The organism is Corallococcus sp. M7 (assembly GCF_054512695.1).
Genome location: NZ_CM137252.1, coordinates 4,274,630 through 4,300,244, shown reverse-complemented (window position 1 = coordinate 4,300,244; position 25,615 = coordinate 4,274,630). Strand labels below are relative to the sequence as shown.

At 67.8% G+C, this 25,615-nt stretch carries 27 protein-coding genes and 1 tRNA gene; 18 read left to right on the top strand and 10 right to left on the bottom strand.

Features of this window, described 5'->3' with window-relative positions:
• Positions 1 to 17 precede the first annotated feature (17 nt).
• From ACX114_RS17565 to ACX114_RS17555, 3 genes are all read left to right on the top strand, one after another.
• The gene (locus ACX114_RS17565; RefSeq protein WP_459299244.1) at positions 18 to 863 is read left to right on the top strand and encodes an HNH endonuclease family protein; all 846 of its coding nucleotides are present in this window, start codon (positions 18 to 20) and stop codon (positions 861 to 863) included.
• Positions 829 to 2,409 (top strand): class I SAM-dependent DNA methyltransferase, encoded by a 1,581-nt coding sequence (locus ACX114_RS17560; RefSeq protein ID WP_459299243.1) that lies wholly within the window; start codon positions 829 to 831, stop codon positions 2,407 to 2,409. The genes ACX114_RS17565 and ACX114_RS17560 overlap by 35 nt, the downstream gene beginning before the upstream one ends.
• 195 nt (positions 2,410 to 2,604) lie before the next feature.
• Positions 2,605 to 3,090, top strand: a complete 486-nt coding sequence (locus ACX114_RS17555) for a hypothetical protein (protein WP_459299242.1) — start codon at positions 2,605 to 2,607, stop codon at positions 3,088 to 3,090.
• A 77-nt stretch (positions 3,091 to 3,167) separates the two neighbouring features.
• Here ACX114_RS17555 and ACX114_RS17550 read toward each other — a convergent pair whose 3' ends face one another.
• Together ACX114_RS17550 and ACX114_RS17545 are read right to left on the bottom strand one after the other, a co-directional pair.
• Entirely contained in the window at positions 3,168 to 4,412 is a 1,245-nt protein-coding gene (locus ACX114_RS17550) for an imm11 family protein (RefSeq protein ID WP_459299241.1), read from the bottom strand.
• A 21-nt stretch (positions 4,413 to 4,433) separates the two neighbouring features.
• Positions 4,434 to 5,795 carry an AHH domain-containing protein gene (locus ACX114_RS17545; RefSeq protein WP_459300189.1) on the bottom strand — a complete coding sequence of 454 codons (1,362 nt, stop codon included), beginning with the start codon at positions 5,793 to 5,795 and terminating at the stop codon, positions 4,434 to 4,436.
• A gap of 323 nt (positions 5,796 to 6,118) precedes the next feature.
• On the opposite strand from ACX114_RS17545, the gene ACX114_RS17540 reads away from it, so the two are divergent.
• The 5 genes from ACX114_RS17540 (at position 6,119) to ACX114_RS17520 (ending at position 9,880) form a co-directional block, all read left to right on the top strand.
• Positions 6,119 to 6,192 (top strand) — tRNA-Ile (locus ACX114_RS17540).
• A gap of 142 nt (positions 6,193 to 6,334) precedes the next feature.
• A complete protein-coding gene (locus ACX114_RS17535) occupies positions 6,335 to 7,894 on the top strand; it encodes an AlkA N-terminal domain-containing protein (RefSeq protein ID WP_459299240.1) in 1,560 nt (519 codons plus the stop codon).
• Complete coding sequence (gene ogt / locus ACX114_RS17530) at positions 7,887 to 8,408, top strand: methylated-DNA--[protein]-cysteine S-methyltransferase (RefSeq protein ID WP_459299239.1); 522 nt, start codon at positions 7,887 to 7,889, stop codon at positions 8,406 to 8,408. The genes ACX114_RS17535 and ogt overlap by 8 nt, the downstream gene beginning before the upstream one ends.
• Before the next feature lie 33 nt (positions 8,409 to 8,441).
• Positions 8,442 to 9,257: an isocitrate lyase/PEP mutase family protein gene (locus ACX114_RS17525; protein WP_459299238.1), complete on the top strand. Its 816-nt coding sequence runs from the start codon at positions 8,442 to 8,444 to the stop codon at positions 9,255 to 9,257.
• Between the two features lie 20 nt (positions 9,258 to 9,277).
• Positions 9,278 to 9,880: a class I SAM-dependent methyltransferase gene (locus ACX114_RS17520; RefSeq protein WP_459299237.1), complete on the top strand. Its 603-nt coding sequence runs from the start codon at positions 9,278 to 9,280 to the stop codon at positions 9,878 to 9,880.
• On the opposite strand, the gene ACX114_RS17515 is transcribed toward ACX114_RS17520, so the two are convergent.
• Together ACX114_RS17515 and ACX114_RS17510 are read right to left on the bottom strand one after the other, a co-directional pair.
• Entirely contained in the window at positions 9,826 to 10,116 is a 291-nt protein-coding gene (locus ACX114_RS17515; RefSeq protein WP_459299236.1) for a hypothetical protein, read from the bottom strand. The two genes, ACX114_RS17520 and ACX114_RS17515, sit on opposite strands and share 55 nt — an antisense overlap.
• A gap of 170 nt (positions 10,117 to 10,286) precedes the next feature.
• Positions 10,287 to 10,793 (bottom strand): DUF1579 domain-containing protein, encoded by a 507-nt coding sequence (locus ACX114_RS17510; protein WP_459299235.1) that lies wholly within the window; start codon positions 10,791 to 10,793, stop codon positions 10,287 to 10,289.
• Between the two features lie 121 nt (positions 10,794 to 10,914).
• On the opposite strand from ACX114_RS17510, the gene ACX114_RS17505 reads away from it, so the two are divergent.
• On the top strand, positions 10,915 to 11,958 hold the full coding sequence (locus ACX114_RS17505; RefSeq protein WP_459299234.1) for an NAD(P)-dependent alcohol dehydrogenase: 1,044 nt from the start codon (positions 10,915 to 10,917) through the stop codon (positions 11,956 to 11,958).
• A 53-nt stretch (positions 11,959 to 12,011) separates the two neighbouring features.
• Here ACX114_RS17505 and ACX114_RS17500 read toward each other — a convergent pair whose 3' ends face one another.
• Positions 12,012 to 12,578, bottom strand: a complete 567-nt coding sequence (locus ACX114_RS17500) for a TMEM165/GDT1 family protein (RefSeq protein ID WP_459300187.1) — start codon at positions 12,576 to 12,578, stop codon at positions 12,012 to 12,014.
• A 370-nt stretch (positions 12,579 to 12,948) separates the two neighbouring features.
• On the opposite strand from ACX114_RS17500, the gene ACX114_RS17495 reads away from it, so the two are divergent.
• On the top strand, positions 12,949 to 13,203 hold the full coding sequence (locus tag ACX114_RS17495; protein ID WP_014396286.1) for a ribbon-helix-helix domain-containing protein: 255 nt from the start codon (positions 12,949 to 12,951) through the stop codon (positions 13,201 to 13,203).
• Positions 13,204 to 13,369: 166 nt separating this feature from the next.
• Entirely contained in the window at positions 13,370 to 13,843 is a 474-nt protein-coding gene (locus tag ACX114_RS17490; protein WP_459299233.1) for a hypothetical protein, read from the top strand.
• A 12-nt stretch (positions 13,844 to 13,855) separates the two neighbouring features.
• Here the strand turns inward: ACX114_RS17490 and ACX114_RS17485 are convergent, their stop codons facing one another.
• Positions 13,856 to 14,929, bottom strand: coding sequence for a lysylphosphatidylglycerol synthase transmembrane domain-containing protein (locus tag ACX114_RS17485; RefSeq protein ID WP_459299232.1), 1,074 nt, complete (start codon positions 14,927 to 14,929; stop codon positions 13,856 to 13,858).
• Between the two features lie 156 nt (positions 14,930 to 15,085).
• Complete coding sequence (locus tag ACX114_RS17480) at positions 15,086 to 15,292, bottom strand: DNA gyrase inhibitor YacG (protein ID WP_459299231.1); 207 nt, start codon at positions 15,290 to 15,292, stop codon at positions 15,086 to 15,088.
• A 52-nt stretch (positions 15,293 to 15,344) separates the two neighbouring features.
• Here ACX114_RS17480 and ACX114_RS17475 point away from each other — a divergent pair, with 52 nt between their 5' ends.
• The gene (locus ACX114_RS17475; RefSeq protein ID WP_459299230.1) at positions 15,345 to 16,346 is read left to right on the top strand and encodes a magnesium transporter; all 1,002 of its coding nucleotides are present in this window, start codon (positions 15,345 to 15,347) and stop codon (positions 16,344 to 16,346) included.
• A 17-nt stretch (positions 16,347 to 16,363) separates the two neighbouring features.
• Entirely contained in the window at positions 16,364 to 17,353 is a 990-nt protein-coding gene (locus tag ACX114_RS17470) for an NAD(P)H-quinone oxidoreductase (RefSeq protein WP_459299229.1), read from the top strand.
• Between the two features lie 6 nt (positions 17,354 to 17,359).
• Here ACX114_RS17470 and ACX114_RS17465 read toward each other — a convergent pair whose 3' ends face one another.
• Positions 17,360 to 17,788, bottom strand: coding sequence for an MmcQ/YjbR family DNA-binding protein (locus tag ACX114_RS17465; protein ID WP_459299228.1), 429 nt, complete (start codon positions 17,786 to 17,788; stop codon positions 17,360 to 17,362).
• A 77-nt stretch (positions 17,789 to 17,865) separates the two neighbouring features.
• On the opposite strand from ACX114_RS17465, the gene ACX114_RS17460 reads away from it, so the two are divergent.
• Positions 17,866 to 18,903 (top strand): agmatinase family protein, encoded by a 1,038-nt coding sequence (locus tag ACX114_RS17460; protein WP_459299227.1) that lies wholly within the window; start codon positions 17,866 to 17,868, stop codon positions 18,901 to 18,903.
• A 4-nt stretch (positions 18,904 to 18,907) separates the two neighbouring features.
• Here ACX114_RS17460 and ACX114_RS17455 read toward each other — a convergent pair whose 3' ends face one another.
• Entirely contained in the window at positions 18,908 to 19,915 is a 1,008-nt protein-coding gene (locus ACX114_RS17455) for an ATP-binding response regulator (RefSeq protein WP_459299226.1), read from the bottom strand.
• Positions 19,916 to 20,172: 257 nt separating this feature from the next.
• On the opposite strand from ACX114_RS17455, the gene ACX114_RS17450 reads away from it, so the two are divergent.
• From ACX114_RS17450 to ACX114_RS17435, 4 genes are all read left to right on the top strand, one after another.
• Entirely contained in the window at positions 20,173 to 21,513 is a 1,341-nt protein-coding gene (locus tag ACX114_RS17450) for a trypsin-like peptidase domain-containing protein (RefSeq protein WP_459299225.1), read from the top strand.
• 53 nt (positions 21,514 to 21,566) lie between these two features.
• On the top strand, positions 21,567 to 23,546 hold the full coding sequence (locus ACX114_RS17445) for a protein kinase domain-containing protein (protein ID WP_459299224.1): 1,980 nt from the start codon (positions 21,567 to 21,569) through the stop codon (positions 23,544 to 23,546).
• 178 nt (positions 23,547 to 23,724) lie between these two features.
• Complete coding sequence (locus ACX114_RS17440; protein ID WP_459299223.1) at positions 23,725 to 24,207, top strand: SpoIIAA family protein; 483 nt, start codon at positions 23,725 to 23,727, stop codon at positions 24,205 to 24,207.
• Between the two features lie 128 nt (positions 24,208 to 24,335).
• Complete coding sequence (locus tag ACX114_RS17435) at positions 24,336 to 24,707, top strand: YccF domain-containing protein (protein ID WP_172810389.1); 372 nt, start codon at positions 24,336 to 24,338, stop codon at positions 24,705 to 24,707.
• A 49-nt stretch (positions 24,708 to 24,756) separates the two neighbouring features.
• Here ACX114_RS17435 and ACX114_RS17430 read toward each other — a convergent pair whose 3' ends face one another.
• Complete coding sequence (locus tag ACX114_RS17430) at positions 24,757 to 24,972, bottom strand: hypothetical protein (protein WP_459299222.1); 216 nt, start codon at positions 24,970 to 24,972, stop codon at positions 24,757 to 24,759.
• Positions 24,973 to 25,615: the final 643 nt, after the last annotated feature.

Here is a 25,615-nt window from a genome sequence, read left to right as displayed (position 1 = left end):
GGAAGGAGGAGCGATCGATGAGGTTTATCGACCGATGGAAAAAGTGGAAGCCCTCTCCTGAATGGCTAAAAAAAGCAGAAAAGAAGCTTGCTGAAATCGAAAAACTCCCCCCGGAAGAACGGGACAAGGCGATCGAGAAAAGCTCGAAGATATGGAGCGCCCTAAAGAAAGATCTGGCTGATCTATCAGACAAGAAGTGCTGGTATTGCGAGTCCAAGCAAATTCGTTCTGACAATGCCGTAGATCATTTCCGACCCAAGGGAGCAATCTTCGAGAGCCCCGATCATCCAGGCTATTGGTGGCTTGCCTTTACTTGGCGGAATTATCGCTACACCTGTGGGTTCTGCAACAGCCCACACGTCGACCATACGAATGGTACGCAAGGCGGCAAGCACCATCATTTTCCGCTGCTTGACGAGAAATTGCGAGCCAAAGGGCCTAGCGACGACCTCGAAAAAGAGAGGCCGCTGCTTCTCGATCCAACGTCATCGTTCGATCCGGGCTTGTTGGCATTCAACCCGGATGGCCGACCTGTACCAGCGTATTCAGAAAAGAAAAACAGCTTCCTCCATCATCGTGCGAAAATTTCCATCAAGGCATACCACCTTGACCATGTGCCTCTGTGCGAGGAACGGGTTGACGCCTGTCAAAGTGCGCGAAGACTGATCGAGCAGGGAAATAAGTACTTCGATCGCTACCAGAGCACTTATGATGACACTGCACTCGATGAGCTAATGAGGGTGGTTGATGAACTTCAAACGCTGATTGCACATGATGCAGAGTACACCGCCGCAGTCAAGGCGGCTGTCCTGAATTACTATATAACGCATGATTGGCTGGCTGAAGCCCTTAAGGGACTCTGACCCGTCGTCATCGTCACACTTGGTGAGCTCAGTGGCCACATCTGCGTCCCAGTTGATCAACAGACTCTGGTCCTACTGCAACATTCTGCGGGATGACGGACTCTCGTACGGCGACTATGTGGAGCAACTTACGTTTCTCCTGTTCCTTAAGATGGCACACGAGCGCACGGGAACTCCGTGGAACCAGAAGTCGCCGATTCCGCCCGGCTATGACTGGTCGAGCCTGCTCAAGCAGGATCTCCAGGGATTGCAAACGCACTACGAGCGTGTCCTCTCATATCTGGGCAAGCAGTCTGGAATGCTCGGTATCATTTTTCGCAAGGCACAGAACAAGATTCAAGACCCGGCCAAGCTGCGACGTCTCATCGTCGACTTGATTGACCGCGAACAGTGGACAACCCTTGATGTTGATGTAAAGGGAGATACTTACGAAGGACTTCTGGAAAAAAACGCGCAGGACACAAAGAGTGGAGCTGGGCAATACTTTACGCCTCGACCGCTTATCCAAGCAATTGTTGAGGTGATTCGCCCTACGCCAAGCGAGACCATCTGCGATCCGGCATGCGGAACGGGTGGTTTCCTCCTTGCCGCCCATAGTTACATCTCAAAAGAGTATCCTGACCTCAGCAAGGCCCAGAAGAAGCATCTTGCACTCCATGCGCTCCGCGGTGTCGAACTCGTTGAGAGCGTTGCGCGTCTCTGCGCAATGAACTTGCTCCTTCATGGTGTCGGCCCAGTAGATGAAAAGAGTGAGCTGCCAATAAGGATCGGTGACAGCCTCAGAATGGATGTAGGCAGCCGTTACGATATCGTCCTCAGCAACCCTCCATTTGGGAAGCGTTCGAGTGTCGTCGTGGTCAACGAGAACGGCGAGGAGTCACGCGAGGCACTTTCAATCATGCGCGACGACTTCTTGGCTACCACCAGCAACAAGCAGCTTAATTTCATGCAGCACATCAGAACCCTGCTAGCGGGCACTGGCCGGGCCGCCGTGGTCATTCCCGATAACGTCTTGTTTGAAGGCGGGGCGGGCGAACTGATACGGCGGGAACTCCTAATGGAATGCGATGTCCACACGCTCCTTCGGCTGCCAACTGGGATTTTTTATGCCCAAGGAGTAAAGGCAAATGTCCTGTTCTTCGATAGACTGCCGTCCAGCAAGGCTCCAGGAACAAAGAAGCTTTGGATTTACGATTTGCGTACGAATCAGCGATTTACTCTAAGAACGAACCCGCTCAAACGGAGTGATCTCGATGATTTCGTCCAGTGCTACAAGCCAGGTGGTCGACATCGCAGGAAGGCAACGTGGTCTGAAAGTATGCCCAATGGCCGTTGGCGTTCTTTTGACTATGATACGCTTATCCGCCGCGACAATTGTAACCTCGACATCTTCTGGCTGAAAGGTGAGAGCCTTGGAACATCCGGCGATCAGCCTGAACTTCTTGCGGCCGATATTGTCGAAGATCTGCGCTCGGCGCTTGAGCATTTTGCAGCTGTGGAGGCTGATTTGCGGAGCACGGGCGGGTCACAAGACAAGGTTGCGTAATACTCAATCGTTCTAACTTTACGTGAGGTCGTCACCCCAAGCGGAAAGTCCTCCGCAGCGTGCGGCATAAGACCTGTGACGGCCCCCACCGTTGCAGCACTTCTCCCACCAACCTGCGCCCTGCGGGGCGCGCTCACGATGCGCGCCACGAGGACCCCTCCAGGCTCGTTGTGCGCGTGCGTCCTGGAGGACACCGTGAAGGACGAGGACGACACCCCAACCCACCTCTACGAGGAGAAGGTGGTGAGCCTCAATCTGGAGTTGGCGAACCTGGAGCATGCCTTGCGCGGGGCGCAGCTCTTGGCCGAGCTTCTCACCAACAACGACATGCCGACTGCGGATGCCGACCGGCAGGCCCCCCGCTCCGTCGTCGCGATCCTGGCCCTGGCGGATGCACGGCTCCAGCAGCTCCGCCGAGTCATCAAGGGTGAGCAAGACGCGCGTGAGCGATGGACTCCCTACAACGCCACCGCCCCGGAGTCGCTGACAGAGGACGATGAAGACGTGCGGCTAGAGGCAGGATCGTCATCAAGGCCAGCTCCCCCACGCAGCTCCAAGAAAATTCCGAGCCGCTCAACACGGCGCAAGACTCGGATAAAGCGTGCAGCGAACAATCCCGCAGTAACCGAGTCAGCAGGTGGAGAGGCTGCGCATGTTCCTCCCGCTCCAGCTTCTCCGTAATGACACCGGCCAGCTCGCGAGCCTTGGAGCTGGCCGGTGTTGAATTCCATGACGCACCTTATCCCTGCATGTGGCTGTCACACCACGGACCGGCGCCAAGTGCGAGACAGGTGCTCCTGCCCTTGCTGAGCGAAGCGCTGCACCAGTTCGTCCCGGCCGCGCTTCCCGTGCTCCAGCAGGTACGCCAGCTCCACGGGCATCAGCACCTTGACGGTGACCAGCCGCACCTCTCCGGCCGGCATGGTGAAGCGGGCTGGCAGCGTGCTCGGCGCCATGCCCAGCAGCACCCCCACCCTGCCCTCCTTCGTCAGCAGCGGCTCGGGTACGCCCTGGCCAGCAACCTCCATGGAAAGGAAGCCCGCCTTCACCTTCTCGCGCACGCGCTCGTGTTCCGCGAGTTCGTTCCCCACCCGCTCCAGGAGCAGCAGGGGCCAGCTCTTCTCGACGTCTCCGAGGGGCTCGTCCGTCTCCAGGGCCAACTCCAGGCCGAAGCCCACGGACGGCTCAGCGCGGTCCACAAAGAAGTCTGACAGCCCGTCCGTCACCAGCAGCGTCCGCCCCTTGGGGCGGTGGATGACACGCCAGACCCGGCGCCGGGCGGGCCAGTTGCCACCGACGACGATGGGGATGATGACCTCGTCGTCCAGCTTCCCCAGGGTGCGCCAGAAGGCTTCGCGGGCCACGTCCGTCTCATCCCGAAGCGCCAGGAGCTTCCGGTTGCGGTCGCGCTCCTCCGGACTGATGGCGCTCGGGCCTGTGACCTCCTCGAACTTCACCCCAATGACACGCGCACGTTCCAGCGCATCCTTGACATTCTCAGACACGATGAGCGCGATGGTCCATCCCCATGTCCGGAACACCTTGGTGCCGCCTATCTTCGTCGGGTCGATTCGCATGCCCGACACACCGCGGTATTTCCCAACCTTCTCCGGGCGTCCATCCTCCGGTTTCCAGTACCGCACCTCCTCCGAGGCGTTGTCGTCGATGCACCGGATGAGCCGAGTAGCAACGAGAATGCAGTACGGCTCGGACTGTCCGTCGACGTCAACCGGAAGGAGCTGCACGTCGTCAGGCGCCAGCTCCGCGAAGATGTTCGCAACCCTCTTGTGAACGATAGGAGTATTACCAACACCCGCCAGGGAATAATCGAGAGGGCTCCCGGGATAGTCGATGGGGATCTTGAGTCGCGTTTCAATCTGGACGGGGCAGCCAGCCTTGAACTGCCATGGGTCATCAACCTCCTGGCCCTGCGAGTCTGTGGGGTCTCCCAGCAACCAGCGCCCTTGGAGGCTCATGTCATCGGAGAGTTTGAAGTATCTCATCGTCGTGACTCCTCCTGTGCGTCAGTTCCGAGTGACCAGAGCATTGAGCCGGGAGCCAGATTTGGTGATCTCCTTGGCCAGAACCTGAAGTTCTCCAACGAACGCCTCTCTGCATTGCTGGATGCTCCGACAGCCCTCCATTGCATCCTCCAGCCGCTCGTAGATCTCTTCATGATACTTCTGCGGGTGAGGCCCTTTGTGGCCCGGCACGCGAACCTTGTTGGCCGCGTCATCGAGTGACATGCCCGCCCGATTGAAGAGCTTTTGGAATCTGGGAGACCACGGGCCACCCAGGTTGGTGGAGTCCCACCACTTGTTCGTGGCGATGTGGTGCTCGTGGGCAGAGGTCGCCACCGGCTCGGACGCCACGGCACGCGTGCCGCGTGCCGTCTCTGCAATCGCCTCCGGGTCCAGTGCGATGGTGATGACGCCTCCCGGTGCCACCGCCACCGAGGTGACCTGGCCCGCCGCCGCCAGCCGGAAGCCGCCCTGCTCCACCCCCACCAGAGCCGCCTGCGCAGAGCCGGGGAGCGTGGGCACCCTCGTCGCCAGCGTTTGGGCCGTGCTGCCCAGCGCCGCCATCGCGAGCATGATGAACGCCCGCGCCGCGTTCTGCCCCATCACCTTCCCGTACTTGTCCCCTGCGTCCTGTATCTCATCGAAGGTGGTGGCCGCCTCCACCTCCTTCGCCAGCACCCTCCAGCCCTTCACCAGGCTCCACACCGTGTCCCAGCCCAGGTAGCCGATCAGCACGACTGTCAGGGTCGCAGCGAGGCCCTTCGACAGCACCGGGTCGGGCACCAGCCACAGGCCGAAGTAGATGGCTCCCGTCGTGGCGAGCATCGTCACCATCGCCTCCTTGTCCGTCAGCTCGCCCAGGGCCTCGGCCGTTTCGTCCCAGACCGAATCCAGGGCCAGCCGGAAGGCCAGGGTCCGCTTGCCCTCCTCGTCCAGGGTGACGTCCTCGTCCAGCAGATGCAGGCAGTCCCGGGGCTTCTTCTGGCGCTGGCACCAGCGTCCGTAGGCGCTCGCCAGCTCCGTTTCCGCGTCCGGTTCCTCGGTCACGAGAAGCCGGCCCCGCTGCGGATCTTCGACGGAGACCAGTCCCAGGCGCCCGCGCACAGGAGAGGAAGCGCGGGGCTGGCCCAGGTTGAACAGCCTCAACGCCGCTTCCCTTGGCCGAGAGGACAGAGGCGCGGTGCGCGCCAGCTTCTGGACCGCCTCCGCGAACTCGTCCTCGTCCAGCTCGACGGGCTCCGCGTCCGCGCGCGGCGTGTAGATGATGGGCTGGCCCTCGCCCGTGTCCAGGCGCACCACCCGCGAGGTGGCACAACCCGTGCCCACCAGGACCAGCAGCACCACGGCTTCCCAGCGCAGCGTCATGCTCTTCTCCGCGTCATCGCCCCCATATTCAGGGTCGAAGTCCATGGAATTCCAGAGCAGACTGACCTTGCCCCGGGAGCATGAGGAAAAGGCGTTCCATGCAGCGGCATGGGCATGTGGCTCGAGACCACTACGGATGGCGACAGTCCCTAGGTGGCTCGCTACCAGTAGCCTGGAGCCCCTGTCGCCCCAGCAGGCAGCCGGTCCCGGGGGGCGAAAGTCGGAAGGCGCCCCCTCCCACGGCTCTGTCAGGAAGGGCCCAGGAGCCCCGTCCGAAGTTCTTGCGGTCACGGCCCTGGCCCGGTATACGGGCGGGGCTTCACGGCCAGGTAGCTCACCTGGTTAGAGCGGCGGTCTCATAATCCGCAGGTAGTCAGTTCAAGTCTGACCCTGGCCATCAAGCAGCCCCGGAGTCACTTTCCCAAGTGATTCCGGGGCTTTTTCTTTTCGGCCCGGGCTCCAGACGGACTCGGCGGCGGGCCCACGTCCACGTCCGAAAACGGCCAGACATCCCGGGTCGGCCGTGTGACCTTCCCCTCATGGACGGCCTGGACCCCACCGCCTGCTACCGCGCGCTGACGACGCGGGACTCCCGCTTCGACGGGCGGTTCTTCACCGCCGTGAAGACGACGCGCATCTACTGCCGCCCCATCTGCCCGGCCCGCGCGCCCCGCTTCGAGAACTGCACCTTCTACCCCACCGCCGCCGCCGCCCAGGAGGCGGGCTTCCGGCCGTGCCTCCGCTGCCGGCCCGAGGCCTCGCCCTCGCTGGCCCCCTGGCGCGGCACCTCCGTCACCGTGTCACGGGCACTGGCGCTCATCGCGGACGGCCTGCTGGACGCCGACGAGGCCAGCGTCGAGGTACTGGCGGACCGGCTCGGTGTCGGAGACCGCCAACTGCGGCGGCTGTTCCACCAGCACCTGGGCGCCTCACCGGTCGCCGTGGCCCAGACGCGCCGCGTGCTCTTCGCCCGTCAGCTCATCCACGAGACCTCCCTCTCCATGGCCGAGGTCGCCCTCGCGTCCGGCTTCGGCAGCGTGCGGCGCTTCAACGCCGTCTTCCAGTCGCTCTACGGCCGGCCTCCAGGCGCCCTCCGCCGTGCCCGCGCGGCTCCGGTGACGTCCGCGGGCCCCGAGGTGACGCTCCTCATCCCCTACCGGCCGCCCTACGACTGGGACGCGATGGTGGCCTGGCTGACGGCCCGCGCATTCACTGGCATGGAGCACGTCGAGCCCGGCCGTTATCTGCGCACGTTCACGAATGCCTGGGGCCAGGGCGCCGTGGAGGTGTCCCCCGCACCGGGGCTCGACGCCCTGCGCGCCACCCTGCGCGTCAGCGACGTGCGGATGCTGCCCTCCGTCGTCGCCCAGGTCCGGCGCGTCTTCGACGTGGGCGCGGACGTGGAGGCCATCCGTGCCCACCTGTCGACGGATGCCCTGCTCGCGCCCCTTCTCGCGGCGCGTCCCGGCCTTCGCGCTCCGGGGGGCTGGGACGGCTTCGAGCTGGCGGTCCGCGCCGTCCTCGGCCAGCAGGTGACGACCGCCGCCGCGCGGCAGTTGGGACAGCGGCTCCTCGGCTTGCATGGCGAAAGCCTGGATCCAGCGCTCACCGGCGATGCCCGGCTCCAGCGCGCCTTCCCCCGTCCCGAAGTCCTCGCCTCGGCGGACCTCACGGGCATGGGCATGCCGGCCGCTCGGGTCCGGGCGCTCTCCCAGCTTGCCGCGGCGGCCAGGGCGGATCCCACGCTGTTCCAGCCCGGCCCGTCGCTCGCGGACACCGTGGCCCGCTTCACGCGCCTGCCCGGCATCGGCGAGTGGACCGCCCAGTACATCGCCCTCCGCGCCGTCCGGGAGCCGGATGCCTTTCCCGCCTCCGACGTCGCCCTGCTTCGCGCCGCGACGGAAGCTGGAGGCCCACGTCCCACGCCCGAAGCGCTGCTCCAGCGTTCCGAAGCCTGGAGCCCCTGGCGCGCGTACGCCGCTCAGCACCTCTGGACCTCGGTTGCCCTCCAGGCCCTTGAGCCCAGGCCGGATTCCCAAACCCACACCCGAGCGCGGCGCCTTCCCACCGCTCCTTCCCGCCGGAAAGCCCATGCCTGACCGTCTGCGCTTCTTCATCGATTCCTCGCCCACCCCCGCTGGCGTGGCGCTCCTCGTCTGCGATGAGGAAGGCCGCCTGCGCGCGCTGGACTGGGAGGACTACGAGGCCCGCATGCACCGGCTCCTGCGCCTGCACTACGGCGAGAACGGCTGCGTCCTGGAGCCCGCGCGCGACCCCTTCGGCCGCACCTCCGCGCTCCAGGCGTATCTGCGCGGAGACCTGGGCGCCGTCGCAGCCCTTCCCGTGGAGACCGGCGGCACACCCTTCCAGCGCGAGGTCTGGCGCGCCCTCCGGGAGATTCCCGCCGGCACGACGACCACCTATGGACGGCTCGCCGAACGCATCGGACGTCCCAAGGCCATCCGCGCCGTGGGCCTGGCCAATGGCGCCAATCCCATCAGCATCGTCGTCCCGTGCCATCGCGTTGTCGGTGCCAATGCCTCGCTCACCGGTTATGCAGGAGGCCTGGAACGCAAACGCTGGCTGCTCGACCATGAGCAGACCCACGCCTGAATCCCTCTCACCCCGTCACCGGAGCTCCCACGCATGACCGCCCGTCCCGACACCGCCGCCACCTTCCGCGCGCTGCACCAGGGCCCTGACCTGCTCCTGCTTCCGAATGTCTGGGACGCCGGCAGCGCCCGCCTCTTCGAGAGCCTGGGCGCGAAGGCCATCGCCACCACCAGCGCCGGCATCGCCTGGGCCCTGGGCTTCCCGGACGGCAATGCGCTGCCCGTGGACGTGCTCGTCCACACGGTTCGCACCATCGCCCGCGCCATCCGGGTGCCCCTCACCGTGGACGCCGAAGCGGGCTACTCGGACGACCCGGCCACCGCCGCGGAGAACGTGGCCCGTCTCCTGTCCGAGGGCGCCGTGGGCTGCAACCTGGAGGACGGCAGCGGTCCTCCGGAGCTGCTCGCCGCGAAGATTGAACGCGTGAAGCAGGCCGGTGCGCGCCTGGGCGTGGACGTCTTCGTCAACGCGCGCACGGACGTCTACCTGCGCAAGCTCGTGCCACCCGAGCGCCGCGTGGAGGAGACCCTGGCCCGTGCCGCCCGCTACCAGCAGGCCGGCGCGGATGGCCTCTTCGCCGCGGGCGTCACGGATGCCGCCGAGATCCAGGCCATCACCCGGGGCACCTCGCTGCCCGTGAACGTGCTCGCGCGGCAGGACCTCCCCGCTCCGGCGGAGCTGCGGCGGTTGGGGGTGCGGCGGCTCAGCGCCGGGTCCGCCATCTCGGAGGCCATCTGGGGCCGGGCCGGAGCGCTCGCCTCCGCCTTCCTCCGCGAGGGACACTCTCCGAGCCTGTTCGAAGCCGCCGCCAGCTACCCGTCCCTCAACGCCCTGATGAACCCGAAGTAGTCCCCCAAAGGAACCGAGCCATGTCCCAGGAGGATCGCCAGCGCTGGAACGACAAGTACCAGCAGGCCACCGCGTCGCGGGAGCCCTCTGGCTTCCTCCGCTCGCTCGACGACCGGCTGCCCCACACGGGCCGGGCGCTGGACCTGGCTGGCGGCGCGGGACACGACGCGTGCTGGCTCGCGCGACGCGGGCTGGATGTCACCCTGGTGGACATCTCCGACGTGGCGCTGGCGCAGGCGGAAGGACTCGCGCGCGACGCGGGCGTGTCCCTCACGCGTCTGAGATTGGACCTGGAAACGGATGCCTTGCCGCCCGGTCCGTTCGACCTGGTCGTGTGCTTGAACTACCTCTGGCGGCCTCTTTTCGCCGCCGTGCCAAAGCTCCTTGCACCCGGCGGGCTGTTCGTCTTCGCCCAGCCCACCCGGCGCAACCTGCAACGCCATCCGCACCCGTCCGCGCGCTTCCTCCTGGAAGAGGGTGAACTGCCCACCCTGCTCCAGGGGCTCCAATCCCTCTCATTCACCGAGGACTGGACGGACGCCGGACGTCACGAAGCGCGCGTCCTGGCTCAGAAGCTCCAGCACGTCGCGGCGGCGGTGCCACCGCAGAAGGAGTTGGCGTAGTCCTGGCACTGGCCGTACGGAACGGAGTTCACGGGATACGCGTACCACCCGCCACCCGCGGTGCAGCGGAAGGTACAGATGCGGGCGCCGGCGGCATAGCCCTCACAGAGACCCTGCTCGGAGGTGACCAGCGAAGGCTGCGTGTCCTGCGCCACGCCCTCCTCGCCCTCCATTCCACCGCAGGCCATCAGGAGCGAACCAAAGGCAAAGCTGGCGACAATCGTCTTCAAACGCATGGGGGGAACCTTTCAGGTGAGTGCCGGCGGGACGCACGGCCCCCCATGAGTTATCACAGAAAGACAGTTGCATTCAAGCAAAACCAGAATTAGCTTGTTTGCCTGCCAAGCATCCTTAAGCCGCCCAGTGTATCAACCCACCGCGTCACACACCGCGCGTGCGGGCCACGTCACCTGGAGTCGCGCCGCTTGTACTGAATCTCAATGGCCTTCTGCGGGGCCGCTCCCGGCTCGATGTTGAAGTGCGTGATGACCAGCGCATCCGGACCGGCCACGTCGATGTCCACGCGCCAGCCCCAGCGGGGCGACTGCTCACCGGTGTGGTAGCTGCCGGTGACGGAGACACGGTCGCCCACCCCGGGCTCGCCCAGCAGGTTCATGATGTCCGTGCCGACGTGGAAGGTGTCCACCCACGACATGGTGAACTGCCGCCCGTCCAGGTGGTAGCCCAGCGTCGCGATCCCGGACAGCGGCTTGCCTCCCATCGAGGACGTGTACTCGTGCACCACGTAGCGGCCGTCGAGCACGCTCCGGAAGGTGCCGGAGATGGGCGACTCATCCTCCAGCTTGTCGGGCTGGAACCACGTGCGCGCGACGCCCTCCCACGTGCCGACCAGGCGGGAGAGGAGGTGGTGGGGACCCGCGGACAGGGATTGCTGCAGACGTTCCTGGCTCATGGGCGCGGAGTCTCCCGGATGCTCCCCGGGCAGGTCCACTGCGCCGGTGGTTCCCCCGGGCACGAAGACTCCGGCGTCGCTACATTGCCGCCCCTGCTTCGTCTTCCACCAGGAGCCTTCCTTGCCTACGACCCCTGCCTATGCCGCCCCCAGCGCGAAGGCCGCGCTCGGCCCCTTCACCGTGGAGCGTCGCGATCCGCGTCCCCAGGACGTGCTCATCGACATCCAGTACTGCGGCGTGTGCCACTCCGACATCCACCAGGCCCGTGACGAGTGGGGCGGTGCCCTCTTCCCCATGGTCCCGGGCCACGAGATCGTCGGCAGGGTGTCCCAGGTGGGCAGCGCCGTCACCACGTTCAAGGTGGGTGACACCGTGGGCGTGGGCTGCTTCGTGGACTCGTGCCGCGATTGCCCCCAGTGCCGCAACGGCGACGAGCAGTACTGCGAGCGCGGCGCGGTGAACACCTACAACGGCCGCGACTACGACGGCCAGCCCACCTATGGCGGCTACTCCACGCGCATCACCGTGGACGCGAAGTACGTGGTGCGCATCCCGGAGGGCATCCCCCTGGACCGCGCCGCGCCGCTCCTGTGCGCGGGCATCACCACGTACTCGCCGCTGCGCTATTACGGCGTGAAGCCCGGCAGCAAGCTGGCCGTCGTGGGGCTGGGCGGCCTGGGCCACATGGGCGTGAAGCTGGCGAAGGCGATGGGCGCGGAGGTGACGGTGCTGAGCACCTCGCCGTCCAAGCGCGATGATGCGCTCGCCCTGGGCGCCGCGCACTTCGAGGCCACGTCCGACAAGGCGACGTTCAAGAAGCTGCGGCGGTCCTTCGACTTCATCCTGGACACCGTCTCCGCGCAGCACGACTACAACGCCTACCTCAGCCTGCTGAAGACGGACGGTACAATGATCATCGTCGGCGCGCCGGAGAACCCCACGCCGCTGGCGGCCTTCTCGCTCATCCCCCGCCGGCTCAAGCTGGGCGGCTCGATGATTGGCGGCATCCGTGAGACGCAGGAGATGCTCGACTTCTGCGCGAAGCACCAGGTGGCCGCCGACGTGGAGGTCATCCCCATCCAGAAGATCAACGACGCCTACGAGCGCATGCTCAAGAACGACGTGCGCTACCGCTTCGTCATCGACACGGCGAGCCTGAAGTAGCCGTTGCCCCCGAAGCCCCGGCGTCCCTGTACGCCGGGGCCCTTCGTGAAGCCTCAGCCGCGCCAGGCCGTCCAGAGCGACACGAAGCCGAAGAGGAAGAAGAGCGCGGCGGTCACCCAGCGCACGTACTTCATGTTCACCCGCCCGGACAGCCGGTCGCCCAGGAACACCGCGAGGCCGTCCGACAGCAGCATCCCCGCCGTCGTCCCCAGCGTCACCAGCACCGGCGCCTGGTAGCGCGCGGCCACCGCCATGGTGGCCAGCTGCGTCTTGTCCCCCATCTCCGCCATGAAGAAGAGCGCCACCGTGGTGAGGAAGGCGCCGAAGCGCGGGGGCTTGCCGCCGTCCTCATCCAGCGTGTCGGGCTTGAGCGTCCACAGGCCGAAGCCCAGGAACATCACCGCCAAGAGCAGCGCCATCACCCGCGCGGGGACGTGCACGGACACCCACGTGCCCACCGACGACGCCAGCGCGTGGTTGGCCACCGTGGCCACGAAGATGCCGCCCAGCACCGCCCACGGCTTGCGGAACCTGGACGCCAGCGAGAACGCCAGCAGTTGGGTCTTGTCCCCCATCTCACTGGCGGCGACGAGAACGAATGAACCGACGATGGCTTCCAACGACACGATGGCACCCCATCCCAGTCCCTGGCGCGGAGGCTGTCGTGGGGTGGAGCGCTTCAGGGAGGAGCGCGCACGACGGACCTCGGCCAGGGAACGTTGATTCCCTGTCCGAAGGTCTCGTTCGTCTCGCGCGCTTGCGCGGGATGGGGGCCCGGGCTGTCACCAGCCAGTGTGTCGAGCGCCCCTCCGCCCCTCGCTGCCGGGCGGGAACTACTCCCCTTACGTGGATGCGCGAGTAACAGCGCATCGGCTTTCAAGTCAACCACCCCCATCCGGTGTCCCTTTTTTTGACGGCACGAGAGGCCGGCCCCCTAATGCCCACGCCAGGTCGGTAGCGGCCTGTAGCAGCATTCCTGGAGGAAGCCCGATGCAGGATGGAAGCGCCAGCCCGCTGAGCCCCGACGCTCCGTCGTCCCCGTCCGCGGTGGAACCCGGTGAGGTCCGAAGCCCCGAGGCCGACATCGTCTCCACCCACGTCCTCGTTCCCGAGGAGCAGGTGCACAAGCTGCGCGAACTGGCGCGGCGCACCCGCATCCACCAGAGCGAGTACCTGCGTGAAGCCGTGGAGGACCTGCTGTCCAAGTACGGACGCATGCCCGCCAAGACGGAGGGCGAGTCGTGAGCGGCCCCCTGCTCCGCCGCCGTGTCCGGTCGCTGCGCGAACAGCTGTCGCGCTGGCTGGAGCAGGAGCTGTAATCCTCCCGTCATCGGCTCCGGGCCCCACCTGGAGCGGTCCGGGAGGAACACGCTAGGGTCGTTCGCCTCTCCTTCCAGGAGTCGCGCCCCGGATGCGTCCTTCCCTGTTGTCCGCACTGTTCGCGCTGGCCGCCACCGGCTGCGCCACCTCCGGCTTCGAGAAGCTCTACCCCGGCATGACGGCCGCCCAGGTGGCGGACACCATGGGCCGGGGACCCGAGCGGGCGCAGGAGTTCGCGGACGGCTCAGCGGCCTGGTACTTCGACGAGGACCACTGCGTGCTGATGCGCGACCACGTGCTGGTGGCCAAGTCCACCACGCAGACGCGCACCGCGGTGCACACCCCCGTGGCTTCGCTGAAGGACTCCACCAAGGCCTGGTGCGGTCCGCCGGGCACCGACGGCAAGCACGAGCAGCGCATCGAGACGCCCTTCGGCACCTTCAAAGGCACCGTCGATCCCGCCTCCGTCACCGAGCAGGTGCGGAACAGCGTGCGCGCCCAGCAGGTGCCTCCCGCGTCCCCGCCTCCTACCGACGGAGGGCAGGCCCTCCAGCCCGCCCCGTAGCGCCGGAGTGCCTCAGGCTACCGACGAGCGGGTGACCGTCGTGTCGTCGTCCTTCTTCATCTTCCCCGCCAGCTCACGGAAGGACATGTGGCTGATGGACAGCAGGATGAGGCCGATGACGATCTGCTGCAGCGTCTGGCACAGCCACAGCACGTTCGCGTAGGCGAGCCCGTGCGCGTTCACCATTGCTGCGGGCAGGAACAGCCCCAGGCCCACCTTGGTGGCGGCCTGGAAGGTGCCCATCATCCCGGGCGCGGCGGGGATCATCACGCCCACCACCAGCACGCACATCACGATGTAGGACTGGAACAGCGTGAGGTTCATCGGCTCGCAGGCCGTGCCCGCCGCCGCGCCGGAGCAGTCGAAGGCGCGCGCGAGCAGCGCCATGCCCAGTCCGTTCACGCCCCAGTAGGCGAACGTGTAGAGGAAGAAGAGGGCGATGTGCTTGCGGTCGGGGAGCTGCCGCATGGCCCCCACGAACGTGTCGACGATGTCCGCCACCTTGTCCGCGATGCCCGGGGAGAAGCGGCCCACAGTGGCGCGCACCAGCCGCACCGTGCGCTCCTGCTGCCACAGGCCCAGGAGCAGGAACACCAGGCCGCCGCCGAACACGGCGAACATCAGCCACGCGCCCAGCTTCACGTACCGGACCTCGGGGGTCTCCGTGGGGACGAAGAAGAGCAGCACGCGGAACAGCGCCGCCACGAAGAGGCCGTCCACGATGCGCTCCAGCACCACGGACGTCATGGCCGCGCTGCGGCGGATGGAGCTGCGCTGGGCGATGAGGAAGGGGCGCGCGAACTCACCCAGCCGGAACGGCAGCACCAGCAGCATCATGAAGCCGATGCCGGACGCTTCGTTCAGCTTGCGGAACGGCACGTGCTCCAGGCCCGACAGCAACGCGCCCCACCGCAGCGTGCGGAAGACGTGAATGCAGGCGAGGCACAGGAAGTAAGGGAGCAGCCACGCGTAGTTGGCCGCCTTGAGGCTGGCGACCTGCGTGGACACGTCCGTGTCCCGGAAGGCCCACCACATGAAGGCGACAGTGACGAGCAGGCTGGCGATGAGGTTGACGGCGCGTTTCACGGCAGGCGGGTATACCGTCACTCCCCCCGCGACTCCAGCAGCACGCCCGCCTCCTGCCCTCCGGGGCGCACGGGCGCGGGCCTTCCGGTGGCACGCTCCCCTGCCCTGTCGTTCAAGCGGTCCGGGAATCTTCCAGCTCCGGACACCGGCGACGGCTCAGGCGTCGTGGTGGCGGCGCGGCTCACCGTCGGAGGGCAACTCGTCCTCCTGCTGCTCGGCCTGACGGTCGGGCACGCGGTACTCCTCCCCCAGCCAGCGGCCCAGGTCGACGGCGCGGCAGCGGCGGGAGCAGAAGGGATGAGAGGTGTTCTCCGGACGCGGAGGCACGGGCTTCTGACAGATGGGACACGGCGCGAGTGACATGGCGGATGGAGTCCTAGATAAGCCTTGACGCTCCGGCGGGCCAGGACGTTTCGTGCCCGGCCCCGTGCAGATGCCTCCGGAGACCGCTCACACGCTGTTGCAGGGGGACCGGCTGTCCCGGGACTTCACCGCCGTGGGCGTGGAGGACACGGTCGCCCAGGCGCTGGAGAAGCTGCGCGCCCACCCCGGCACGGGGGAGATCTTCTACTGCTACGCGTGTGACCCGGCCGGCCGGCTGGTGGGCGTGGTGCCCATCCGCAAGCTGATCCGCGCGGCCCCCGACGAGCGCATCGCGGCGCTGATGTTCACGCGGGTGGTGAAGCTGCCGGTGGACGCCTCCGACGCGGTGGTGGAGGACTTCTTCGTCACCTACCGCTTCCTGGCGTTCCCGGTGGTGGACGCGGAGGACCGCATCGTGGGCGTGGTGGAGATGAACCAGTTCGTGGACGCCTTCTCCGACACGCTCTTCGACGAGGTGGAGGGCCGCGTGCGCGACGAGGTCTACCGCTTCGTGGGCCTGCCCCAGGGCGAGGAGCGCGAGACGCGGCCGGGGCGCATGGCGCTCAAGCGCTTCCCGTGGCTGCTCGTAAACATCGCGGGCGGGTTCCTGGCGGCCACGACGACGCGGCTGTTCGAGCGCACGGTGGCGGAGCTGGTGGTGGTGAGCGCCTTCATCCCCATGGTGCTGGTGCTGTCGGAGAGCCTGGGCGTGCAGACGACGGCGGTCTCGGTGTCGATGGTCACGCACGGCGAGGTGGACAAGAAGCGGGTGGCGCGCGAGGTCCTGGCCGCGAGCCTGGCCGGGTTGATGGCGGCGGCCGTGGTGGCGCTGCTGGGGCGCGTCTATTCGCCGGGGTTCGGCTTTCCCCTGGCGCTGTTCGTGGCGGTGACGGTGTCCGCCACGCTGGCGTCGTGTCTGGGCGGCGTGCTGCCGTTCCTCTTCAAGCGGCTGAAGGTGGATCCGCACCTGGCGTCAGCGCCGCTGGTGCTGGCGGTGTCCGACAACATCACGCTGCTGGCGTACTTCGGATTGGTGACGCGGTTGTTGTTGTAACGGAAGGAGTCAGGGTCATGAAGGTCGTGCGCATCACGAAGCCGGGCGGTCCGGAGGTCCTCGCGTTCGACGAGCGGCCGGAGCCGGTGCCGGGGCCCTACGACGTGCAGGTGCGCGTGCGGGCGAGCGCGCTGAACCGCGCGGACCTGCTCCAGGTGCGCGGTGCGTACCCGCCGCCGCCCGACGTGCCCCAGGACGTGCCGGGTCTGGAGTACGCGGGTGAGGTGGTGGCGGTGGGCCCGCGCGCGCGCAGGTTCCAGCCAGGCGACCGGGTGATGGGGCTGGTGGGCGGCGGCGCGTGGAGCGAGGTGCTCACCACGCACGAGCGCGAGGTGCTGCACATGCCCAGGGGCATGGACTTCGCGGACGCGGCGGCGCTGCCGGAGGCGTACCTCACGGCGTATGACGCGCTGGTGCTCCAGGCGGACCTGCGGCCCGGGGAGACAGTGCTGGTGCACGCGGTGGCGAGCGGCGTGGGTTCCGCCGCGGCGCTCCTCTGCCGGGCCATGGGCGTGCGGGTGGTGGGCACGGGGCGGAGCAGGGACAAGCTGGCGCGGGCCTCCGAGTGGGGCGTGGGCCACACGGTGCTCTGCGAGAGCAACCCGCCGGTGTTCGCGGACGCGGTGCTGGAGGCGACCGGGGGGCGTGGCGCGGACGTGTGCCTGGACCTGGTGGGCGGCGCGTACCTGCCGGAGTCCGTGAAGGCCATGGCGCCCCGGGGGCGGCTGATGCAGGTGGGCTCGGTGGCGGGCGTGCGAGCGGAGCTGGACCTGGGCCCGGTGATGCGCAAGCGGCTCACACTGAAGGGGACGGTGCTCCGCAGCCGGCCTCCGGAGGAGAAGATGCTGCTCACGCAGGTGGCGGAGCGGCAGCTGTTGCCCCTGTTCGACTCCGGCGCGCTGAAGGCCGTGGTGGATGCTGTATTGCCCATGACGGAGATCCGCTCCGGACTGGAGCGGATGGCGGGCAACAGCACCGTGGGCAAGATCGTCGTGCGCTGGGACTGACAGCCGCTACACGCTCCGCTTGCGGGCGGGAGCCTTCTTCGCCGCTCGCTTGGGAGCCGTCGCGGCGGGCTCCAGCGCCTTGAGCACCCTGGCGGAGGCGCAGCGGCGCCAGGCCTCCTGGAGCAGGACCTCCAGCAGGCGCCTATTCACGGTCCTCAGATTCACGATGACCATGGGCCAGTCTTGATAGTGCGGCGTCACCTTGAACATGTCGGGTTTGGAATCCAGCAGGGCCTCGCGGTGGTCGAAGTCCACCTTGATGACGATGGAGTCGTCATCCAGCACCCGCGCGAAGAGCTTGTCGCTCACGCGGAACCCGGGCGTTCCGTAGGAGGGGCGCTCCTCCGTCGACGGCAGGGCCAGCGCCATTTCGCGCACGTCGTCCACCGTGAGCCCACCCCTGCGCTTCGCCACCGTCTTCTTCCGCGTCGCCATCCGTTTCCTCCCTGCCCTGCCGCCAGGCACCACCGAAGCCATTGCGCCCCGGGAGCGGAACCGTATCCTGCGCCGCCATGGCTACCCACTTCGACCCCGCCGCCGCCGCGCAGCCGGGCTCCGGCATCTTCGGCCTCCCCCACTCTCCCGACGAGGCCCACGTCGTCGTCATCCCCGTGCCCTTCGAGGCCACCACCAGCTACGGAGGCGGCACGTCCAACGGCCCCGCCGCCCTGCTGGAAGCCAGCAAGCAGGTGGACCTGTTCGACGTGGAGACCGGCCGTCCCTATGAGCGTGGCATCGCCATGCTGGAGGCCCCCGCCGACCTGCACACGTGGAACGAGCGCGCCAAGGAGCGCGCCCAGCTCGTCATCGAAGCGGGCGGCATCGAGTCCGGTGAGGCCGAGCTGCTCGCCGCCGCGAAGGACGTGAACGGCTTCAGCGAGAAGCTCAACGAGCACGTCTACCGCACCGCGAAGCAGTGGCTGGAGCAGGGCAAGCTCGTGGCCGCCGTGGGCGGAGACCACGCCATCTCCTTCGGCATCATCCAGGCCCACGCGGAGAAGTACCCCGGCATGGGCGTGCTGCACCTGGACGCGCACGCCGACCTGCGCGTCGCGTACGAGGGCTTCACCTGGTCGCACGCGTCCATCTTCTACAACGTGTGCGAGCGCATCCCGGGCGTGAAGACGCTGGTCCAGGTGGGCCTGCGCGACATGAGCGAGAACGAGCACCGCTACATCGAGGACTCCGGCGGCCGCATCCACGCGTTCTACGACGCCGTCCTCCAGCAGAACCGCTTCGACGGCCTGCCCTGGAACCAGCAGGTGAAGCAGATCGTCGACAAGCTGCCGCAGCAGGTCTACCTGTCCTTCGACATCGACGGCCTGGACCCCGTGCTGTGCCCGAACACCGGCACCCCGGTTCCCGGCGGCCTGTCCTTCCCGGAGGCCACCGCGCTCGTCGCGGGCGTCGTGCGCTCGGGCCGCACCATCGTCGGCTTCGACCTGACCGAAGTGGCCCCCGACCCGGAGGGCAGCGAGTGGGACGCCAACGTGGGCGCCCGCCTGCTCTACAAGATGATCGGCTGGATGCTGAAGTCGCAGAAGGCCTGAGGCGTCAGGCCACGCGCGGCAGCGACACGCTGAACGTCGCGCCCTGCCCGGGGCGCGACTCGGCGGAGAGCGCGCCGCCGTGCAGCTTCGCCAGCTCCGAGGCCACGTAGAGCCCCAGCGCCTCGCCTCGCGCGGGGCCCTCCGGGAAGGGCTGGAACAGCCGGGGCAGCTCCGCTTCGGGGATGCCCGGCCCCGGGTCGCTCACGCGCACCAGCACCTGCTCCGCGGACGCCTCCAGCTCCACGCGCACCCCGCCCTGCCGGGCCGCGTTCGACAGGAGCACGTCGAACACCTGCTCCAGGCGCTCCGGATCGAAGCGCAGGCCCACCGCCTCCGGGGGCACCGTCACCTCCACCGGCACCGCCGGCCCCGCGGTGCGGCACCGCGCGAGGGAGGCCTCCAGCGGCTGGCGCAGGTCGCCCTCCACCGGCCGCAACGTCACGCTGCCCGCGCTCAGCCGGGCGGCGTCCTGGAGGTAGCGGCCCATGCGCTCCAGCGACTGGAGCTGCGCGCCCAGCGCCTCCACCGCGCCCCTGCCCGGCGGGGGCAGGTCGCGAAGCGTGCGCAGCTCATGCTTCGCGGCCTCCAGCGGGCCCTGGAGCGACTGCGCCACCCACCGGCTCAGCGCCTCCACGGGCGTGGCGGGCTCCGGGGGCGCGGCGGGGGCCTTCGCCAGCACGTCGTGGACCAGTGCCTCGAAGTCGGTGATCTCAAAGGGCTTGTTGAGGAACGCGGCCGCATCCGGCGAGCCCTGCTGGAGCACGGCGCTCAGCAGGATGATGGGCACCTCGCGCAGGCCGGGCTCCTGCTTCAGCCGGCTGCACAGCTCCATGCCGCTCATGCGCGGCATCATGTGGTCGGTCACCACCAGCCGCGGCCGGTGCGCCCGGGCGAGCGCCAGGGCCTCCTCGCCATCCCTCGCGCGCACCACGTCGTGCCCCAGGTCCTCAATCACCTGGCTCAGGACTTCCAGCACCGCGGGTTCGTCATCCGCGACCAGGACGAGACTCATGCGCAACCACTCCCAAGGCCCCCGCGGGCAGCCAGCGACACGCCGCGCCGGGACTCCCAGGACTGCCCCTGCTCCCCCAACGCCGCAATCGGCCCAGGGCAAGGACGTTCTGCCTGAAAGTGCGTTCGATCACGGCCGCACCATCTGGTCTATGAAGAGCGGGACGCCGCTTCCAGACACCCAGGGAATGGCTGAGGCCTTCCCGACATTCAGACTGTCTTCCGGGAGACATTTCCCGGCGGCGTACGGAGGAAGGCATGAGGGCAGCACACATCCGGTGGGGGCTCTTGCTGTGGGGGCTCGTGCTGGCGCTTCCGGCGCACGCGGACCTGTCCCGGCGCCGCAGCGACGTGGTGGAGGTGGTTCAGAAGGTCTCCCCGGCGGTCGTCTACATCGGCACCGAGCAGGAGGTGGAGTCGCGCTTCCGGGGCCGGCCCCGCTCGCCCCTGGAGGAGTTCTTCGGCCAGGGCATGGCGCAGCCGGAGACGCGCCAGCGGATCACGGGCCTGGGCAGCGGCGCCATCATCGATCCGTCCGGCATCATCGTGACGAACGACCACGTCATCCGGGGCGCCTCCGCCATCCACGTGGTGCTCGCGGACGGGCGCACCTTCGACGCGGAGGTGGTGGGCAGTGACGCGAACAACGACCTGGCGGTCCTCAAGGTCAACGCGAAGGAGCCCCTGCCCACCGCGAAGCTGGGCACCAGCTCCGACTTGATGATTGGCGAGACGGTGGTCGCCATCGGCAGCCCGTTCGGCCTGAGCAAGACCGTCACGGCGGGCGTGGTGTCCGCCACGGGCCGCACCTTCCGCGCGGACGACCGCGTCTACAACGACTTCCTCCAGACGGACGCGGCCATCAACCCGGGCAACTCCGGCGGGCCGCTGCTCAACGTGGACGGGGAGATCATCGGCATCAACACGGCCATCTACGCCAACGGGCAGGGCATCGGCTTCGCCATCCCCGCGGACAAGGTGCGGCGCATCGTGGAGGAGCTCACGCGCTTCGGGAAGGTGCGCCCCGCGTGGGTGGGCATGGACACGGCGGACCTGCCCTCGCAGGTGGCCGCGCGGCTCGGGTGGGACCGCACGTACGGTGTCATCGTGACGAACGTGGATCCGGACAGCCCCGCCGCGCAGGCCGGCGTGCAGCGCGGTGACGTGGTCGCGGAGCTGGGCGGTTCGCGGATCCAGGACGCCGAGGATTTCGACTCGCGCGTGCGCGGTTATCCGGCCCGCTCGGTCTTCCCCTTGGTCCTCTTCCGAGCAGGCGGCAACCGCACGGTGCAGGTCACGCCGGTCGAATTTCCGGCTCGCCTGCTTGAGAACCTGGCGTGGGAGAAGCTGGGACTCCGCGTGAAGGAGAGCAAGGGCGGGATGGCGATTGCGTCCGTGCGTCCGGGGTCGGCCGCCTCGGAGATTGGGCTGGAGCCGGGGGACGTGCTGTTGCGGATGAACAATCAGCCGGTCCCCACGGGTGACACTTTCCGTGAAGCCCTGCTGACGGCGCGACGGGGACGTAGCGTGCTGTTGCTCGTGCGGCGCGGGCGTTATGGCTACCACCTGACGCTGCCTTTCGAAGGCCAGCGACTCTAGGCGCGACCCGGGGATTCCAGGATCGACGGGAAGGGCACTAGCATGCCGTTCCCATGAGTTCGCCTCGCTATCAGTCACTCGGCCCCCTCCTTGCCGGAGAGGGCTCGCGTGCCTTCCTCGGACTGGCGCTGGAGGAAGGCGCCACGCCCCGCCCCGTGGTGCTCATCTGGGCACCGCCTGAAATCGCGCAGAACCCGGAGCTGGTGGCGCGCCTGGAGCGCGAGACGAACCGCGCCATCGTCTTCGAGCACCCGAACATCCTGCGCGTGCACGGCCTGGAGAAGCTGGACGGCGGCCTCGCGCGCGTCACCGAGTTCGCGGACGGCGAGCCGCTGCGGCGCGTGCTGGAAGCCAACCCGCGCATGTCGCCCGCGTTCGCGGCGCTGGTGGTGGCGGACGCGGCCATGGGGCTGCACTACGCGCACGTGGCGGGCAACGACGACGGCTCGCCGCTGGTGCACGGAGACATCCGGCCCGAGACGCTGATGGTGTCCTTCAGCGGCTACACGAAGGTGACGGGCTACGGCGCGCTGTCCGTGGCGCCGCGCGAGCGCGGTGGCAAGCGCGTGAAGAACCGCCGCGCGTACACGTCCCCGGAGCAGCTCTTGGGCGGACGTGAGGCGGTCAACGTGCAGTCGGACGTGTTCCTCCTGGGGCTCACGCTGCACGAGTGCCTCACGGGGAAGATGCCGTTCAAGGAGTCGGCGGATCCGGACAAGGCGGTGCTCAACCGCGCCCTGCCCCCGATGCCGGCGGACGTGCCGCTGAAGCTGGATGCCGTCGTGCGCCGCGCGACGACGAAGCGGGCGCTGGAGCGCTACCCGTCGGCGCTCGCGTTCCGCGAGGCGCTGGTGGATGCGATTGGCAAGCTGCCGACGCACGAGGAGTTCGCGGAGCACCTGGCGAAGCTGTTCCCGCCGGAGGCCGAGGCGCGTGCGGCGCGCAGGGCGACGATTGAGAAGGGCATCGCGGAGGCGCTGGCGAAGGCGGGCATGCCGGCGCCGCAGATCGCGGAGCTCATCGCGAACGGCGCGGGGCTCGTGGAGCCCGTGAAGAGCAAGGTGCCGGAGTTCTCCTCGGAGAGCCCCAAGCCGGCGCCCGTGCAGCCCGTGGCCTCCGCGCCCGCGCAGACGCCGGTGGCGCAGACCTCGGCGCCCGCGCAGGCTTCTACGGCCGCTGTCACGCAGAGCGCGCAGGCAGCGACGCCCGCGAAGAATACGTCGACCGCTCCGGTCGCGGCGTCAGCGCAGCCCACGGTTCCGAGTGCCGCGACGGTGCCTGCTGGCGCCACTGCGCAGACGGTGAAGCCCTCCCCTGCTCCGGCTGCATCCCCGGAGGCGCGGCCCTCGGGTCCCATCTTCGGCGGCGCGGCGAGCCCCACGGCGCAGACGGTGGCCGCGCAGAAGCCTTCACGCTCCTGGGTGCCGTACGTGGTGGGCGGGCTCGTGCTGACGCTCGGCGCGGGCGCGGTCATCGTCCAGCGCCAGCTCCAGGGCACGATGACGGTGGAGACCTTCGACGCGGGCCTGCCCATCGTCGTGGCCGAGCCCTTCGACGCGGGCGTCGAGGACGCGGGCGTGGACGCCGGTGTGGACGCGGGGCCCGTGATGGGCATCCTGGACCTCACCGTGGAGCCGCGCGTGGAGGTCACGCTCAACAACGCGCTGCTGGGCCGCACGCCGCTGTCCGCGTCGCTGCCGCCGGGCAAGCACCTGCTGACCTTCACCAACGGCGCGCTCGGCATCTCCGTGTCGCGCACCGTGACGGTGGCCCCCACGGGCCGCTCCGCCTACCAGTTCTTCCTCAACAAGGCCTTCATCAACGTGCGAGGTCCCGCCGGCGCCAACGTCTCCGTCGACGGCAAGCCCGTGGGCACGGTCCCCGTGGAGGAGCTGGACGTCTTCGAGGGCTACCACCGCCTCAACGTCACCGTGGGCCCGTCACACTGGCAGAAGACCTTCACCATCGAGCCCGGCCAGCGCGTCAACTTCGACGTGGACTTCCAGGAGCCGCAAGAGGCCGCGGAGGAGTAGGCGCCGGTTGGCGGGACGCCTTCACGACGGGGCTCGGGGATGGACAGACACCCCGCGCCCTGGCTCGTGAGGCGCCCCCACCACGCGTTTCGTGGGGCCTGACGCCCGCGCCACCTCCGGACATACCGGAAGTGCAGTGGGTTGCGACAGCTCCTCCCCCCGGGAGAGCATGGCCCCAATGACTGCTTCTTCCGAGCACGGAGGCCCGGCGGCGCTCGACGCACCGGATGTCGTGGGCGCCTTCAAGGGCCGCACGCTGGGCGTGGCCATGGTGGGCAAGGTGCTGGTCATTGCGCACAACGCACTGCCGCCCGCGCAGGACGAGTGGGTCCACTACTGCGACCTCGTCGGCCAGAACATCACCACCATGAGCGCACAGCTCGTGGTGGCGGAGGGGCATGGCCCGAACGCCGCCCAGCGCCAGCAGGCGCTCGACCAGGGCGCGAAGGTGAAGGGCGCCATCATTCCGCCCACGGCCGTGCTCACCCGCTCGCCGCTGGTGCGCGGCATCGTCACCCTCTTCAACTGGTTCACCCCCAAGGCCATGCGCGCCTTCCCTCCGGAAGACCTGGAGGCCGCTGCCCGGCACCTGAAGATGAGCGACGCCGAGCTCCAGCGCCTCGTGGACATCGCCCACGCGCTGCGGCCTCAGGAGGCGTGACACCTGGCGTCCAGCGTCCGCCTGTCCGGAGGACGCCGGCAACAGGCGCAGCTCGCCTGAAATCGAGGCCTGGCGAAATTCAGGCGGGCTCATGTCATCGACTGACGACTCCAACGTATAAGCCGAGCATGAACCTGCTTCTCAACCTGTTGTGGATCATCTTCGGCGGAGGGCTGGTGCTCTGCCTCGAGTACCTGTTGGGTGGGCTGGTGCTCTGCCTCACCCTCGTCGGCATCCCGTTCGGCGTGCAGTGCTTCAAGATGGCCGGGCTCGCGCTGATGCCCTTCGGCAAGGACATCGAGGATCTTCCCAGCGCGGGCGCGATGAGCTTCGGGCTCAACATCGTCTGGGCGCTCTTCGCTGGAATCTGGATCTTCCTCACCAACGTCGTCATCGGCGTCGGCCTGGCGCTGACGATCATCGGCATTCCCTTCGCGCTGCAGCACCTCAAGCTCGGAATGGTCGCGTTCGCCCCCTTCGGCAAGCGCATTCGCGGCTGAGCGCCTCCCCGATTCCCGCCGCGCGAGGACGCGACGGGGCCGGTCGCGCTCAGAGCATCTCGCAGTAGTAGAGGGTCATGGACTCGCACCACCAGCCGGCGCACTTGGCCCCCCGGATGAAATGGTTCGCGGGCGCGATGAAGGTGGACTTGAACTCGGCGATGGGGTCCGACCAGTAGCAGTTGCCGGCGGTGCGGCCGGAGATGGGCGTGCACTCCAGCGAGACGTCGTCGCAGTAGCCCCCCGAACACGACAAGCCCGTCACCCACGATCCATTGGGGCAGATGGTGGGGCGCGTGGACTCCTCGGAGAAGGACGGCGTCCAGGTCGGATAGCCCTTCGTGGTGCCGCTCGGCGGGGTGTTGCAGCCCAGCCGGACGTTGTCGCACCAGGCGTGGCTGCAGGACGCGCCATAGGCCCAGCGCGGTCCCGGAGCACTTCGCCGGGGCCAGCTCCTCCGACGTGGTGTACCAACCCCAGCTCGCCTGTTCCTGGTCCGCCAGTGAGAGCTCCGCCCCGGGCGCGCCCCCCTCGTCCAGACCGTCTTCAGTGACACCCTCCGGGCCACAGGCCGTGAGCGTAAACAGGGTCAATGCCGCCACCATCCGTCGAAGTGCCATGGATTCCGTTCCCCTCTCGTGAAGTTGCTGAAGGGATTACGGCGCGCGCCGCGAATATTCTGGCCATGACGGATATGAGAGATGTCGCAACGTCTTCCGGTGGCCCCAGATCACTGCCATGAACAGGATGGACATGGCCGCGAGCACGAGCGGAATGACGATGGGGCCCAGCAGCAAGCCCGCGAAGAAGCCTCCTACGCCCCATGCCCACCCGCCTGAGATGAAGCCCCACACCGCCCGCGTGATACATCCCAGGAGTGCGCCGCCTAGCAACACCGGCTCAAGGAT

Coding starts and splice junctions, on each gene's coding strand:
- ACX114_RS17465 (WP_459299228.1), bottom strand. CDS start 17,788: ATGGCGACGCGGAAGAAGACGGTGGCGAAGCGCAGGGGTGGGCTCACG.
- ACX114_RS17435 (WP_172810389.1), top strand. CDS start 24,336: ATGAACCTGCTTCTCAACCTGTTGTGGATCATCTTCGGCGGAGGGCTG.
- ACX114_RS17445 (WP_459299224.1), top strand. CDS start 21,567: ATGAGTTCGCCTCGCTATCAGTCACTCGGCCCCCTCCTTGCCGGAGAG.
- ACX114_RS17460 (WP_459299227.1), top strand. CDS start 17,866: ATGGCTACCCACTTCGACCCCGCCGCCGCCGCGCAGCCGGGCTCCGGC.
- ACX114_RS17455 (WP_459299226.1), bottom strand. CDS start 19,915: ATGAGTCTCGTCCTGGTCGCGGATGACGAACCCGCGGTGCTGGAAGTC.
- ACX114_RS17520 (WP_459299237.1), top strand. CDS start 9,278: ATGTCCCAGGAGGATCGCCAGCGCTGGAACGACAAGTACCAGCAGGCC.
- ACX114_RS17470 (WP_459299229.1), top strand. CDS start 16,364: ATGAAGGTCGTGCGCATCACGAAGCCGGGCGGTCCGGAGGTCCTCGCG.
- ACX114_RS17490 (WP_459299233.1), top strand. CDS start 13,370: ATGCGTCCTTCCCTGTTGTCCGCACTGTTCGCGCTGGCCGCCACCGGC.
- ACX114_RS17550 (WP_459299241.1), bottom strand. CDS start 4,412: ATGAGATACTTCAAACTCTCCGATGACATGAGCCTCCAAGGGCGCTGG.
- ACX114_RS17440 (WP_459299223.1), top strand. CDS start 23,725: ATGACTGCTTCTTCCGAGCACGGAGGCCCGGCGGCGCTCGACGCACCG.
- ogt (WP_459299239.1), top strand. CDS start 7,887: ATGCCTGACCGTCTGCGCTTCTTCATCGATTCCTCGCCCACCCCCGCT.
- ACX114_RS17565 (WP_459299244.1), top strand. CDS start 18: ATGAGGTTTATCGACCGATGGAAAAAGTGGAAGCCCTCTCCTGAATGG.
- ACX114_RS17560 (WP_459299243.1), top strand. CDS start 829: ATGATTGGCTGGCTGAAGCCCTTAAGGGACTCTGACCCGTCGTCATCG.
- ACX114_RS17495 (WP_014396286.1), top strand. CDS start 12,949: ATGCAGGATGGAAGCGCCAGCCCGCTGAGCCCCGACGCTCCGTCGTCC.
- ACX114_RS17450 (WP_459299225.1), top strand. CDS start 20,173: ATGAGGGCAGCACACATCCGGTGGGGGCTCTTGCTGTGGGGGCTCGTG.
- ACX114_RS17510 (WP_459299235.1), bottom strand. CDS start 10,793: ATGAGCCAGGAACGTCTGCAGCAATCCCTGTCCGCGGGTCCCCACCAC.
- ACX114_RS17525 (WP_459299238.1), top strand. CDS start 8,442: ATGACCGCCCGTCCCGACACCGCCGCCACCTTCCGCGCGCTGCACCAG.
- ACX114_RS17515 (WP_459299236.1), bottom strand. CDS start 10,116: ATGCGTTTGAAGACGATTGTCGCCAGCTTTGCCTTTGGTTCGCTCCTG.
- ACX114_RS17480 (WP_459299231.1), bottom strand. CDS start 15,292: ATGTCACTCGCGCCGTGTCCCATCTGTCAGAAGCCCGTGCCTCCGCGT.
- ACX114_RS17545 (WP_459300189.1), bottom strand. CDS start 5,795: ATGACGCTGCGCTGGGAAGCCGTGGTGCTGCTGGTCCTGGTGGGCACG.
- ACX114_RS17535 (WP_459299240.1), top strand. CDS start 6,335: ATGGACGGCCTGGACCCCACCGCCTGCTACCGCGCGCTGACGACGCGG.